Annotated in this window: 12 protein-coding genes; 9 read left to right on the plus strand and 3 right to left on the minus strand. The window is 61.6% G+C overall.

Annotated features, from left to right (window positions below):
- The first annotated feature begins 7 nt into the window (after positions 1–7).
- The 6 genes from D6Z24_RS11065 to D6Z24_RS11090 all read left to right on the plus strand — a co-directional run bounded on the left by D6Z24_RS11065 (position 8) and on the right by D6Z24_RS11090 (position 7,349).
- On the plus strand, positions 8–1,081 hold the full coding sequence (locus D6Z24_RS11065; protein ID WP_129126654.1) for a mannose-1-phosphate guanylyltransferase: 1,074 nt from the start codon (positions 8–10) through the stop codon (positions 1,079–1,081).
- A gap of 181 nt (positions 1,082–1,262) precedes the next feature.
- The gene (locus D6Z24_RS11070; protein WP_129126655.1) at positions 1,263–2,999 is read left to right on the plus strand and encodes an aldehyde ferredoxin oxidoreductase family protein; all 1,737 of its coding nucleotides are present in this window, start codon (positions 1,263–1,265) and stop codon (positions 2,997–2,999) included.
- Between the two features lie 19 nt (positions 3,000–3,018).
- Positions 3,019–4,188, plus strand: coding sequence for a class II aldolase/adducin family protein (locus D6Z24_RS11075; protein WP_129126656.1), 1,170 nt, complete (start codon positions 3,019–3,021; stop codon positions 4,186–4,188).
- 119 nt (positions 4,189–4,307) lie between these two features.
- The gene (locus tag D6Z24_RS11080; protein ID WP_129126657.1) at positions 4,308–4,841 is read left to right on the plus strand and encodes an REP-associated tyrosine transposase; all 534 of its coding nucleotides are present in this window, start codon (positions 4,308–4,310) and stop codon (positions 4,839–4,841) included.
- Positions 4,842–5,093: 252 nt separating this feature from the next.
- On the plus strand, positions 5,094–6,662 hold the full coding sequence (gene murJ, locus D6Z24_RS11085; RefSeq protein WP_129126658.1) for a murein biosynthesis integral membrane protein MurJ: 1,569 nt from the start codon (positions 5,094–5,096) through the stop codon (positions 6,660–6,662).
- A gap of 135 nt (positions 6,663–6,797) precedes the next feature.
- Entirely contained in the window at positions 6,798–7,349 is a 552-nt protein-coding gene (locus D6Z24_RS11090; RefSeq protein ID WP_129126659.1) for a methylated-DNA--[protein]-cysteine S-methyltransferase, read from the plus strand.
- Positions 7,350–7,616: 267 nt separating this feature from the next.
- On the opposite strand, the gene mazG is transcribed toward D6Z24_RS11090, so the two are convergent.
- The 3 genes from mazG to tgt all read right to left on the minus strand — a co-directional run bounded on the left by mazG (position 7,617) and on the right by tgt (position 10,018).
- Positions 7,617–8,411, minus strand: coding sequence for a nucleoside triphosphate pyrophosphohydrolase (mazG, locus tag D6Z24_RS11095; RefSeq protein WP_129126660.1), 795 nt, complete (start codon positions 8,409–8,411; stop codon positions 7,617–7,619).
- 143 nt (positions 8,412–8,554) lie between these two features.
- The gene (locus tag D6Z24_RS11100) at positions 8,555–8,902 is read right to left on the minus strand and encodes a c-type cytochrome (RefSeq protein ID WP_129126661.1); all 348 of its coding nucleotides are present in this window, start codon (positions 8,900–8,902) and stop codon (positions 8,555–8,557) included.
- 9 nt (positions 8,903–8,911) lie between these two features.
- A complete protein-coding gene (gene tgt / locus D6Z24_RS11105) occupies positions 8,912–10,018 on the minus strand; it encodes a tRNA guanosine(34) transglycosylase Tgt (RefSeq protein WP_129126662.1) in 1,107 nt (368 codons plus the stop codon).
- Between the two features lie 439 nt (positions 10,019–10,457).
- Between tgt and D6Z24_RS11110 the strand changes: the two genes are divergently transcribed.
- The 3 genes from D6Z24_RS11110 to D6Z24_RS11120 are packed head-to-tail and all read left to right on the plus strand — an operon-like array spanning position 10,458 to position 13,786.
- Positions 10,458–11,123 carry a succinate dehydrogenase cytochrome b subunit gene (locus D6Z24_RS11110; RefSeq protein ID WP_129126663.1) on the plus strand — a complete coding sequence of 222 codons (666 nt, stop codon included), beginning with the start codon at positions 10,458–10,460 and terminating at the stop codon, positions 11,121–11,123.
- Positions 11,124–11,132: 9 nt separating this feature from the next.
- Entirely contained in the window at positions 11,133–13,046 is a 1,914-nt protein-coding gene (locus D6Z24_RS11115) for a fumarate reductase/succinate dehydrogenase flavoprotein subunit (RefSeq protein ID WP_129126664.1), read from the plus strand.
- Complete coding sequence (locus D6Z24_RS11120; RefSeq protein WP_129126665.1) at positions 13,046–13,786, plus strand: succinate dehydrogenase/fumarate reductase iron-sulfur subunit; 741 nt, start codon at positions 13,046–13,048, stop codon at positions 13,784–13,786. The genes D6Z24_RS11115 and D6Z24_RS11120 overlap by 1 nt, the downstream gene beginning before the upstream one ends.
- Positions 13,787–14,045 lie beyond the last annotated feature (259 nt).

Below are 14,045 nucleotides of genomic sequence, written 5' to 3' on the forward strand. Positions count from 1 at the left end.
GGAAACCATGTACATAGTCATTCTCGCCGGGGGATCCGGCACCAGGTTCTGGCCCCTGTCCCGAAAGAGCACGCCGAAGCAGCTCATGTCGGTTTTCGGCGGCAAATCCATGTTGCAGCGCACCGTGGAGCGGGTCCTGCCGCTTGGCCCGAAGCGGGTTCTGGTGGTCACCAACGCCCTGCAGGCCGCCGAGACCAGGAACCAGCTGGCGTACATAAAGGACGTCCCGGTCGACGTCATCGAGGAGCCGGTAGGCCGCAACACGGCGCCTGCCATCGGCCTTGCCGCCTCGATCATCGCCCGCTTCGATCCCGACGGGATCATGGCGGTGCTGCCGGCCGATCACTACATCGTCGACGAGGAGACCTTCCGGGCGACGCTGGTTGCCGCGCGTTCCGTCGCGGTGAGCGGCGCCCTGGTGACGCTCGGGATCACGCCGACGCGCCCCGAGACCGGCTACGGCTACATCCAGGCCGCCGTCGCGGCAGATTCCGGTGCCGCTTCCGTGGAGCGCTTCGTGGAGAAGCCGAACCTCGAGCGGGCCATGGAGTTTCTGGCGAGCGGGCGTTTTTACTGGAACAGCGGCATGTTCGTCTGGGGCGCCTGTGCCATTTTGGACGAGATCGGGCGGTACATGCCGGAGCTCGCGCAGGCGCTGGCACGGCTCACCTTCGAGTCCAACGTCTGGGAGATTGCCGACTTGAAGCCGCAGATAGCCGAGATCTACTGTGCCATCAAGGGGGAGTCCATCGACTTCGGCGTCATGGAGAAGGCGAAGGACGTGCAGGTGATACCGGCGTCGTTCGGCTGGAGTGATGTCGGATCCTGGAGCGCGCTGCCCGAGGTGATGGATGCCGATACGGCGGGGCATGTGGTGATCAATGCGAGCGGAGCGATATCGGTGGGCGCGAGTGCCTGTCTCGCCTATGGCGGCGGCAAGGTGGTGGCGCTCGTAGGTGTCAGCGATCTGATCGTGGTGGACACCCCGGATGCGCTTTTGGTCTGCGCGAAAGATGCCGCCCAGGACGTGAAGAAGGTGGTGGAGGAGCTGGAGCGGCAGGGGAAGGTGGAACTGCTGTAACTTAACGGCCGTTCAACGTTCAACGTTCGACGTTCGAGGGCGTTCCTCCTCAAAGTTCCACATTTATAGTACTGGTCTGAGCATTGCGAAGCGATACGATGCCGTACCATTGCAAATGGATGACAAGGAAAGTGGTTGTTGAACGTTGAACGCTGAACGTTGAACGGATTTCGAGGTTTTCATGGGCTGGACCGGAAAGTTGCTGCACGTCGATCTCACCCGCGGTACCTGCGAGCGCAGGGAGATCCCCGCTGAAATACTGCACGCCTACCTCGGCGGAAGGGGCTTGGGCGTCCGCCTCATGCGCGACTTCTTCCGCCTCGATCCCTTCGACCCGGATATGCCGATCATCTTCGCGGTGGGGCCTCTTTGCGGCACCAACTCCCCTACCGCGGCCCGCCTTGCCTGCGTCTCCCGCTCACCGCTCACCGGCACGATCTACGACTGCTCGGCCGGAGGTCGCTTCGCCTGGCGCTTAAAGGCCGCCGGTCTCGATGCCGTCTTCATCACCGGCCAAAGCGCCCGACCCGCACTCCTCGCCATCGACGGCGCACGCGCCGAACTCCTCCCCGCCGGAGCCCTCTGGGGGAAAGGGGTGAAGGAGACCGTGGCCTCACTGAAGGAGCGCGGCTCGGTAACCGCGATCGGACCCGCCGGCGAAAACGGCGTCCTCTTCGCCAACATCATGATGGGGGAGGGGAACTCGATCGGCCGCGGCGGGCTCGGCGCCGTCATGGGGCGCAAAAGACTGAAGGCGATCACCGTGCAGGGGGAGGGGACGACGCCGGTCGCGGACCGGGAACGCTTCGATGCCGCCCGCGCCGACGTCATGCGCCTTTTCCGTGCCTCGCCGGTCATCTTCGGCGAACTCGGCATCTCCGAGTACGGCACGCCCGCCCTCGTCGACCTGATGGCGCAGCGCCGCATGGCCCCCACCGAGAACTTCCGCGCCACCTTCTTCGCCGACTCCGGGAACTACTCCGGCCCCGCGATAAAAAGGGAGTGCGGCGCCAAAAAAGAGGGGTGCTACGGCTGCCCGATCCAGTGCAAGAAGGCGAGCGCGCAGGGGGAGGCCCTCCCCGAGTACGAGACGGTGAACCACTTCGGCGCACTGAACGGCATCTCGGACCTGCATGCCATCGTGAGGGCGAACTCGCTTTGCAACGAGCTCGGCATGGACACCATCTCGGCGGCGGCAACGCTTTCCGCTTTCGGCGAGGCACGTGGACGCTTCCCCGACCCCGCGGAAGTCGCAAGCCTCCTGGCCGACATTGCATGCCGCAGGGGAGAAGGGGAACTCCTGGGGCTCGGTTCGCGCCGCCTTGCCGAGCAGCTCGGGCACTCCGAAGTGTCCATGTCGGTAAAATCCCTTGAGCTCCCTGCCTACGACCCGCGCGGCGCCTACGGCATGGCGCTCGCCTACGCGACCTCGAACCGCGGCGGCTGTCATCTGCGCGCCTACCCCATCTCGCACGAGATCCTGAGAAAGCCGGTCCCCACCGATCGCTTCTCCTTCTCGGGCAAGGCCCGCATCATCAAGATCGCCGAGGACGTGAACGCAGCGGTCGACTCCCTCGTCGCCTGCAAGTTCGCCTTCTTCGGCGCGACGCTGGAGGAGTACGGGGAACTCTTGACCGCGGCTACCGGCGTGGAGTACGGCCCGGAATCCCTCAAGGCGATCGGGGAGCGCATCTACCTGACCGAGCGGTTCTACAACTGCGAGAACGGCTTTTCCCGCAAGGACGACACCCTCCCGGAGCGCTTCTTCACCGAGCCGGGGAGCGGCGGCGAGGGGATCGACGTCCCCCCCGTGGACCGGGAGCGCTTCTCGGAGGAGCTGCAGAAGTACTACCGGATTCGCGGCCTCGACGAGAACGGCGGCTTCGGCGGCCGCAACATCCTGGAGGAGCTGCCCTAAACCGGGACTAAGGTGAGACATGCGAGACCAAATCAGTAAGTACACCGGAAAACTCCTTGCCGACCGTTCCGCCTGCGCGGACGGCATCGCCTTCGCGGCGCAGGACGATGTCCTCATCACGGCAGGCGCGCCAGGACTCGCCGAACTGGCGGGCAACACGCTTTCGCGCCTGAACTCCCTGGCGCTCGTCGCCGCGCGCCCTTCGCTTCCCTTTGCCGATTTCCTCATCGCACGCGCCGCTGAGGGGGAGGATTGCATCGTGCCGCAGGACACCGAGACGCGGACCTTCCTGCACGACATCCCCTTCCTGCGTCGAAAGGACCTTACCGGCGACCCCTCCCCCGTCCTTGCCAAGCTGCTCGGCAACCGGAAAGGGGTGATCGTGGAAGGGGTGGGGATCGTCGCCGTCGGCGCCATCACCGTGGAACAGGCCTTCATCAACTACTCCTCGGTGTTCCATTCCACCTTCGTGAAGTACCTGCAGGACGTGCTGGCGGACGGCTTCAGGCTTCCGGGCGAGCGGGAGGCGTTCCAGGCGTTCCGCAGCCAATGGCTGAGGCCGCTGTCGGCCGCAGGACTCGACTTCGTCCCGTCACTGCCTGGGGATAAAGAAGCGATTCTGGACGAGATCGAGCGGGTGGGGCGCTACACCGTGGAACGCGGACTCGTCGACTCCTTCTTCGGCAACATCTCCGCCGCGGCGGGAGAGCTCATCTACATCTCGCAGACCGCCGCGAGCCTCGACGAGCTGAAAGGGTGCATCGATCCGGTTCCCGCCGACAACTCCTCGACCACCGGGATCACCGCTTCCAGCGAGCTTCTCGCGCACCGCAAGATCTACGAGCAGACCGGTGCGCGGGTGATCCTACACGGCCACCCGAAGTTCGCCGTGGTGATGAGCATGCTTTGCGACCGGAAGAAGGAGTGCAACATCAAGGACTGCTGGAAGGACTGTCCGCACGTACGCGACCTGGGCGGAACGCCGGTCGTCGCCGGTGAGATCGGCGCCGGGGGGCTGGCAAAGCGCGTACCTCCGGTGATCGGCGCGAGCGGGTCCGCCATCGTCTACGGGCACGGCGTCTTCACGCTCGGGCGCGAGGGGTTCGGCGAGGCCTTCGCCACCATGGTCGACGTGGAGAACTTCTGCCGGGAGGAATACTTCCGGCGCGTGGACGGAAAAGTGCTTTAATGCAAAAGCGCCCAGGCGCGAAGAAGCGGAGGAAGCGGAGGAAGCGCAAGATCGTTCCCATGCTCCAGCGTGGGAACGCAAGCTCAGGACGCTCCAGCGTCCTTGACGCGAGGCCGACCATGTCCCGATCGCGATACACCATCACGGAACCCGATATGCCTCATTTTGTCACCTGCACTGTGATGGAGTGGCTCCCGGTTTTTTCCCACCCGGACGCTGTCGCCATTCTCCTCGCCAGCTGGGGCTTTTTGAGAGAACAAAAAGGGTTAAGGCTTTACGGGTACGTGGTGATGGAAAACCATACCCACTTCATCGCTCAGTCCGAGCACCTTGACAAATGTCTAGCCAGTTTCAAGTCCTTTACGGGGAGGAAGATCATCTCCTGGCTGGAAGCAAACGGTCGGGAGTCACTTTTATCTCGGCTCGGCTTCTGCAAAAAGGCATTTAAGAACGACAGAGATCATCAATTTTGGCAGGAAGGAGTACATGCTGAGCTGGTGCTGAACGAGTCGATGATGCGAGAGAAACTGGACTACATACATGTCAACCCTGTCAGGCGCGGTTACGTCGACAAGCCGGAGCAGTGGCGCTACTCGAGCGCCCGCAGTTACACCGGGGAAGCAGGACTGATAGAGATGGACCGTTGGTGGTAGGTGGGTGATTGATGGTGATGGGACGCAGGAGCGTCCCCAAGTTTCGTTCCCACGCTGGAGCGTAGGAACGATGGCTATGGGTAGTAATGCTGGGTACAGATCGTTCCCATGCTCCAGCGTGGTACGCAAGCCGCGGACGCTCCAGCGTCCCTCAACTTACTAGCGTTTAAGGACCTCAACGCTGCATGAGGTTTTCTTCGCGCTCCGCGTCTTTGCGTTGAGTCTTGAAGTTTTTGATTTTTTGGAGGGATTTTGTCTGAAAAGAAGAACATAGCCCGCGCCGCCGGCGTTTTGGGCGCCGCCACCATGCTGTCCCGCATCATGGGGATGATTCGCGACATGGTGGTCTCCCGCTTGTTCGGCGCAGGCCTCTACACCGACGCCTTCTTCGCCGCGTTCCAGATCCCCAACATGCTGCGCCGCTTCTTCGCGGAAGGTGCACTCACCTCGGCCTTCGTCCCCACCTTCTCTGAATGGCATACCACCAAAGGTGAGGAGGAGACCCGGGCGCTCGCGAACGTCTGCTTCACCGCGCTCACCATCGTGATGGCGGCCGTCACCATTCTCGGCATCATCTTCTCGCCGCAGATCGTGCACCTGATGTTCCCCGGTTTCTCCGGGAACCCCGAGAAACTCTCGGTCACCATCCTGCTGAACCGCCTCATGTTCCCGTACATCTTCTTCGTGAGCCTGGTGGCGCTCTGCATGGGGATACTGAACACGCTGCGCCACTTCTTCACCCCGGCCATCTCCACGGTTTTCCTGAACATCTCGATGATCCTCTCGGCCCTGTTGCTGCACGACCGCTTCCGGGTCCCGATCGTGGCGCTTGCCGTCGGCGTCCTCATCGGAGGGGTTTTGCAGCTTGCGCTGCAACTCCCCGTGCTCTACCGGATGGGGTTCCCGATCCGCCCGAACTTCAACCTGAACCACCCCGCGTTGAAACGGATCACGCTCCTCATGGGGCCGTCGGTCTTCGGCGTCGGCGTCTACTACCTCAACATCACCGTCGGCTCCATCCTCGCGTCGCTGCTCCCGGAGGGTAGCGTCTCCTACCTTTACTACGCCCAGCGGCTTTTCGAGTTCCCCCAAGGGATCTTCACGGTATCGGTGGCCCAGGCGGTGCTCCCCTCGATGAGCCGGCAGGCTGCGGTGGGGGACATGGACGCCCTCAAGGAGTCCTTGAACTACGGGGTGAGGCTCACCCTCTTCATCACCATCCCGGCCATGGTCGGGCTCATGTTCTGCGCCACCCCCATCTTCTCGCTCCTCTTCATGGGCGGGGCCTTCGACTACGCCAAGGCGCAAAAGTGCGGCGTCGCCCTCTTGTACTACTCGATCGGCCTTACCTTCGTCGCCCTCGTGCGTGTGCTGGTTCCCGCCTTCTACGCACTGAAGGACACGAAGACGCCGGTCACCACCGCCTTCATCGCCTTCCTGCTCAACCTCCTCTTCAGCCTGCTCCTGATGGGGCCCATGCTGCACGGCGGCCTGGCGCTCGCCTCGTCCCTCTCGGCGCTCGGCAACATGCTGCTGCTCCTTTGGTTTTTAAGGAAAAAGATCGGGCGCTTCGGGGGTAGGGCGATCACCGTGTCCGCCGTGAAGGGTATCGTCGCTTCGGTGCCGATGGCCGTCGCGGTTTACTGGATCATGGGGCTCATCGACTGGTCCACTGCCGGCAGGCGCCTGCTCAAGGGGGGCGTGCTCGGGGGAGGGGTACTGGCGGGGATCGTCGTTTTTCTTGCCGCCTCTCACCTCTTGCGCTGCGACGAGGCGCGGGACGTGGTCGCCCTGGTGAGGAAAAAGCTGCTCAGAAGATAGGCAGTGTCACGGCAGGACCCGGACGCGCAGGAACGTGCAGATTACGCTGGAAAGAAAGGGGGGCGAAATGGTATCGTCACCCTTGTTCTTTGTGGCATGTCACGGATCTTGCGCGTTTTTTTATGGAGTCGAACTATGAAACAGGAAGCAGCAGCCACCGCCTGGAGCATTTACGAGAGCGCCGCCGGTTTCGGCCTTGTCGCGGCAAGCACACAGGGGCTTTTGGCCCATCATCTTCCCTACGGCCTGAGGACTCGCGCCGATGCGCTTGAAGCCGCCTCGATGTCCCATCCGCTGGCGCAGGAGGGGAGCGATCTGACCCGCGCAGCGGCCGCGCTCCTTGAACGTTACTTCCGCGGCGAGCGGGTCGATTTCGGCCTTCCCCTGGACCTGACCGGCTTCACCCCCTTCCAGCAGGAGGTCTACCGGGTGGTCGCCGCGATACCGTACGCAACGGTGCAAAGCTACGGCGAGGTGGCCGGTGCCTGCGGGACACCCAAGGGGGCGCGGGCCATCGGCGGCGCCATGGCGAGGAACCGGCTGCCGATCATCATCCCCTGCCATCGCGTGGTCGGGGCGAGCGGGGTCATGACCGGGTTCACCGCCCCGGGGGGGATCGATTCCAAGCGGGATCTTCTCATGATGGAAGGGGTGAATGTCGCGGCGGGAGGGGGCGTGATTCGGTAGAATTCCTACACTTATGCACAGGATTTCCACTACGGCTTTAAGCCTAATTAGGTTGGATTAATTTTATTGGGGGTGATAATCCTCAAATGTATACAAAAATTTGTAAGTAGCTGTTTTTTCGTTCGAATATCAGCGTGGCCAATATTTATGCAGAACGCGGAAAGTGCTTAAAAGGCGTAGGTTTCTAAAATTGTCAACACCGTTATCCACACCTTTTCCACAAAATGTGTGGATAATTCTCTGGTCCTCCAAAAACATTAACTAGATTCAACGTTTCTCCATTTTCTTGGCTTCTTCCCAGAGCTTGTCCATCTCCTCTAGGCTCGTGTCCTGCAGTCGTTCCCCCCTGCCGTGCAGGGTGTCCTCGATGTGGCTGAAGCGCCGGGTGAAACGCTGGATGGTCTTCCTCAGCGCTTCCTCCGGGTCGATGGCGAGGAACCTCCCCAGGTTCACGATGGCGAAAAGGAGGTCGCCCAGCTCCGATTCCATCTCCTGCTGATCCCCGGCCGCCATCGCCTCCTGAAATTCGTGCAGCTCCTCCATTACCTTGGCGAAGACCTGGTCCGTGTGCTCCCAGTCGAAGCCGACCCGCGCCGCCTTCTCCGTTATCTTCTGCGCCTTCATGAGCGCAGGAAGGTGCGGCGGGATGCCGGAAAGGGCCGATTTCCGCTCGTCTCCCTTTTCTCCCTTCTTGATCTTCTCCCAGTTCTCCACCTGTGCCGCGCTGCTTTCGATCACCTGGTCACCGAAGACGTGGGGGTGGCGGCGCACCAGCTTCTCGTTGATGGCGTCGAGCACCTCGTCCATGGTGAAGGCGTCGCGCTCCTCGGCGACCGCCGCATGAAAGACCGGCTGCAGGATCAGATCCCCCAGTTCCTCCTTCAAAAGCGCATCGTCCTTGGCGTCGATCGCCTCGAGCACCTCGTAGGACTCCTCCAGGAGGTAGCGCTTGAGGGAATCGTGGGTCTGTTCGGCGTCCCAGGGGCATCCCCCCGGTGCACGCAACTTGCGCATGATGTGCATGAGTCGGTCGAAGCGGTTCTGTGTGGTTTCGGTGGACATGGGTGGTTCTCCGGAAAGATCTCCCTCCCCCGGAGGGGGAGGGGCAGGGGAGGGGGAGGGGGCTTGTATGCCGGTGACAACGGAGTCCCCCCTCCCGACCTCCCCCCTCCAGGGGGAGGAGCGAAGCGAGAGAGGGGCTGGAGTTACTTGAGCCCGCTCAGGTAGTCGACAAGCGAGTCGATCTGCTTTTTCGAGAAGGTGTCGTAGGGGGGCATGGCGGTGCCGGGATAGACCTTTGCCGGCTCACGGATCACCCGTTCCAGGAAGCGACGGTCGCGCGCGCTTCCCACGTGGCTTAGTTCGGGGCCGACCGCTCCCCCCTTGTCGCGCACCACGTGGCAGTCCCGGCAGCGCTCGTTGAAGAGTTCCTCCCCGTAAAGTTCCATCTGCGCCGGGGACTTCTTCTGCTGCGGAGCCTGAGTCTCCTCGTGCCTGGAACAACCGGCGGCAAGTGTGGTCGCCATAACCGCTGCGAGTAGGCACCTCTTCATGGCGGCCTCCTATTTACCCTTCATGTAGGCGGCGAGGAACTGCTGCTTGTACTCGACGAAGCGGTCTTCCTCGATCGCGGTCCGGATCTCGGACATCATGTTCAGGTAGAAGTGCACGTTGTGGATGCTCGCAAGGATCGCCGAGAGCACCTCGTTCGAGGTGAACAGGTGGTGCAGGTAGGCCCTCGTGAAGTTGCGGCAGGTGTAGCAGGTGCAATTCGGCTCGACCGGGTAGAAGTCGCGCCGGTAGTTCTTGTTGGTGAGCCTGATGCGGCCGCGGTTGGTGAAGAGGGTTGCGCTCCTCGCGTAGCGGGTCGGGATGACGCAGTCGAACATGTCCACGCCGCGCTCGACACTCTCGAGGATGTCCTCGGGAAGCCCCACGCCCATGAGGTAGCGCGGCTTGTCCTCGGGGAGATGCGGCGCCGTATAACCCACCACCTGCTTCAGGAGTTCCAGCCCCTCGCCGACGGAGACACCGCCTATGGCGTAACCGGGGAAGTCCATCTTCACGAGTTCCTTGGCACAGCGCTTTCTGAGGTCCTCGAAGACGCTTCCCTGCACGATGCCGAAGAGGTACTGGTTTTCACGCTTGTGCGCGTCACGGCACTGCTTCGCCCAGCGGATGGTCTTCTCGGTCGAGCGCTCGGCGTATCCCTTGTCGCAGGGGTAGGGGATGCACTCGTCGAAGTTCATGATGATGTCGGCGCCGAGCGCCTCCTGGATTGCGACCGCCTTTGCGGGGTCGAGGAAGATCTCCTCGCCGGTGTCCTCGTGGCGGAAGAAGACCCCTTCCTCGGTGATCCTCTTCTTCGGCAGGGAGAAGACCTGGAACCCGCCGGAGTCGGTGAGGATCGGGCCGTCCCAGCACATGAACTTGTGCAGCCCGCCCGCCTTCTCCACCAGGGCCTCGCCCGGGTGCAGGTGCAGGTGGTAGGTGTTGGACAGGATGATCTGGGCGCCGGTCTCTTTGACCTGGGCGGGCGTCATCGCTTTCATGGCGGCGTGGGTTGCCACCGGCATGAATATAGGAGTCTGGATCTCGCCGTGTGCGGTTTTTACTACGCCCCGGCGTGCGGCGGACCTTTTGTCTTTCTTCAGTAGTTTGTAAATCATGAACCTTCCATTGCTTCTCGTGTTTTACTGCGAACCGTTATCCTAATTAGCAGAGAGGGTTGTAAAAAGCAACAGCAACGCCGCGTAAGCGGTATTTCAAAACAGGGTTAGTGAGATTTAGAGGGGGCTAACTTGCTTGAACCATTAATTGTATGCTGTATACAAAAAACTGTTGCATTTTCGTATAACGGCATTTAATATGCGCGTCTATCAACCCGCCGATTTTTGTGCTATAGATACCATCCGCAGATGCTCATGTGAATTTAATAAAAGGAGAAAAGCTATGCAGACACTGATCCCGTGGCGAGGTCCTCCATCCCCTGAAGCGGAAGCCGCGAGTCCGCCCCGTTATCGGGTATTCGGGACTTGTACTCCTCCGGTGTACGCAAGCATTTCCACCATCTGATTCAAATAGAAAAAAGGCAAAGGGACAAAAAACATGCGAATCTTAACTAGCTCTGTGGGAAGAAAGATCCTGATGTCCATCACGGGTCAGCTCCTGATCCTCTTCATCCTGATCCACCTGATCGGAAACTCCACCATCTTCTTCGGCCCCAACGGCATCAACGCCTATGCTGAGCACCTGCATAGCCTGCCGCCGCTCGTATGGGCCTTCCGCCTCTTCATGGGCGCAGCCATCGCCGTTCACATCTGCTACGGCGTCATGCTGACCCTGGAGAACAAGGCCGCCAACCCCGGCGCCTACGCGGTGAAGAAAAACCTCAAGGCGAGCTTCGCCTCCGAGAACATGATCTGGACCGGTCTGCTCGTGCTGGCCTTCATCGTGTACCACCTGCTTCAGTTCACCGTCCATGGCACCCCCGACGTCGTCGTCGGTCTCGACTCCGCCAACCGTCCGGACGTCTTCAGGATGGTGGTCACCAGCTTCGGCAACGGCCTCATCGCCCTGGCCTACGTCTTCGCGATGATCATGCTGTTCCTCCACCTTTCCCACGGCATCCCGAGCTTCCTGCAGACCATGGGTTGGAACAACGAGAAGACCATCCCGGCCTTCGGTACCGGCGGCAAGGTGATCTCCGCCGTTCTCATGCTCGCATACATCTCGATTCCTGCCGTCATCCTGGCTGGCTTATTGAAACTTTAGGGGGTTCAAGTGATACTCGACGGAAAATGTCCGAAAGGACCGATTCAGACCTCGTGGGACAGGCACCGCTTCGACCTGAAGCTGGTTAACCCCGCAAACAAGCGTAAGTACAAAGTTCTCGTTGTAGGCACCGGCCTGGCCGGTGGCGCAGCCGCGGCGACCCTCGGCGAACTCGGCTACAACGTCGAAGCCTTCTGCTACCAGGATAGCGCGCGTCGCGCCCACTCCATCGCAGCGCAGGGCGGCATCAACGCCGCTAAGAACTACCCGAACGACGGCGACAGCATCTACCGTCTGTTCTACGACACCATCAAAGGGGGCGACTTCCGTGCCCGCGAGGCGGACGTCTGGCGTCTGGCGCAGGTGTCCAACAACATCATCGACCAGTGTGTCGCCCAGGGCGTTCCGTTTGCCCGCGACTACGCAGGCTACCTGGACAACCGCTCCTTCGGCGGCGCCCAGGTCTCCCGTACCTTCTACGCCCGCGGCCAAACGGGTCAGCAGCTCCTTCTGGGCGCTTACTCGGCCCTTTCCCGCCAGGTGAAGGCCGGCACCGTCAAGCTCTTCGCCCGCACCGAAATGCTCGACCTCGTAGTGGTCGACGGTGAGGCGAAAGGGATCACGGTCCGCGACCTCATCACCGGCGAGATCCGCACCCACGTGGGCGACGCGGTCGTGCTCTGCACCGGCGGCTACGTCAACGTGTTCTACCTCTCCACCAACGCGATGGGGTGCTCGGTCACCGCGAACTGGCGTGCCCACAAAAAGGGTGCCTTCTTCGCCAACCCCTGCTACACCCAGATCCACCCGACCTGCATCCCGCAGCACGGTGAGCATCAGTCCAAGCTGACCCTCATGTCCGAGTCCCTCAGGAACGACGGGCGTTGCTGGGCTCCGAAGAAGAAGGGGGACAACCGTCACCCGAACGATATCCCGGAAGACGAGCGCGACTACTACCTGGAGAGGAAATACCCCTCCTTCGGTAACCTCGCTCCCCGCGACATCGCCTCGCGCGCCGCTAAAGAGCAGTGCGACGACGGGCGCGGCGTCGGCCCCGGCGGCCGCGGCGTAAACCTCGACTTCTCCGACGCGATCAAGCGCGTGGGCGAGCACACCATCCGCGAGCGCTACGGCAACCTCTTCGAGATGTACGAGAAGATCACCGACGAGAACGCGTACAAGCAGCCGATGCGTATGTACCCGGCACCGCACTACTCCATGGGCGGCCTCTGGGTCGACTACAACTGCGAGAGCAACGTCCCGGGCCTCTTCGTCCTTGGCGAGGCTAACTTCTCGGTCCACGGTGCGAACCGCCTGGGCGCTTCCGCACTCATGCAGGGTCTGGCCGACGGCTACTTCGTCATCCCCTACACCATCGCGAACTACCTCGCGAAGACCAAGCCGGGGACCGTGAAGGCGGATCACCCCGAGTGCAAGAAGTCGGTCGAGGATGTGAAGGCTTACAACAACCGCCTCCTCAACATCAACGGCAAGAGGACCGTCTCCGAGTTCCACCGCGAACTGGGCAAGATCATGTGGGAGAACGTCGGCATGGCGAGGAGCGAAGAGAGCCTCAAGGACGCCATCAAGCGTATCCCGGCCCTGCGCGAGGAATTCTGGAAGAACGTCAAGGTCACCGGCAAGGGCGAAGAACTGAACCAGCAGCTGGAGAACGCCGGCCGCGTCGCCGACTTCCTCGAGTTCGGCGAGCTGATGGCGAAGGACGCGCTGCACAGGAACGAGTCCTGCGGCGGCCACTTCCGCGTCGAGCACCAGATGCCCGACGGTGAAGCGAAGCGTGACGACGAGAACTACTGCTACGTTGGAGCCTGGGAGTTCAAAGGTGTCGACAAGGAGCCCGAACTGCACAAGGAGCCGTTGACGTTCGAGAACGTTCATCTGGCGGTAAGGAGTTATAAATAATGAACCTCACACTACACGTATGGCGCCAAAGTGGCCCCAATCAGCCGGGCAAGCTCGAGCAGTACGATGCCAAAAACGTAAGCCCGGATCAGTCCTTTCTGGAGATGCTTGACGAAGTGAACGAGGAGCTGATCAAGGAAGGCAAGGATCCGATCGTGTTCGACCACGACTGCCGCGAGGGTATCTGCGGCATGTGCTCCCAGGTCATCAACGGCGTGCCGCACGGCGGCCAGGAGCGGACCACCGTCTGCCAGCTGCACATGAGGAACTTCAACGACGGCGATACCATCTACATCGAGCCGTGGCGCGCTCTTGCCTTCCCGATCGTGAAGGACCTGATCGTCGACAGGAGTGGTCTTGAGAAGATCATGCAGGCGGGTGGTTACACCTCCTGCCACACCGGCGGTGTCGCCGACGGCAACGCCATCCTCGTCCCGAAGGTGGATGCCGACTACGCAATGGACGCCGCCGAGTGCATCGGCTGCGGTGCTTGCGTCGCGGCATGCCCGAACGGCTCCGCGATGCTCTACACCTCCGCCAAGGTGGCGCAGCTTGCCGCCCTGCCGCAGGGCAAGGCTGAGGCTGCACAGCGCGTCTGTGCCATGACCGACGCGATGCAGGAAGCAGGCTTTGGCAACTGCTCGAACCACTACGAGTGCCAGGCCGCGTGCCCTAAAGGGATCAACGTCAAGTTCATCGCAAGGCTGAACCGCGAGTACCAGAAGTCGCTGTTCAAGTAACAAGCAGCATACGCAGCAAACAAGGGGCGGAAGGGAAACCTTCCGCCCTTTTCGTTCGTGCGTCCGGCAAGGCGCGTGGTGCGCAAGCACCATCGAACCAGCTGTGGCGACGGGTTCCTATGGATATAAAGATAGGATTTCAGGGAAGTCCCCTCGCTCTCCCACGCTCTCTCGCTATCCCCCTCGCTATCCTCTCGCTCCATTCTCTCGCTTCCTTCTATATCGGATGATATAGAGGGGGTCTACCGTCTGGTATAGA

Origin of the sequence: Geomonas oryzae, assembly GCF_004117875.1 — a bacterium.
In the GTDB taxonomy this organism is placed as follows: Bacteria; Desulfobacterota; Desulfuromonadia; order Geobacterales; family Geobacteraceae; genus Geomonas; species Geomonas oryzae.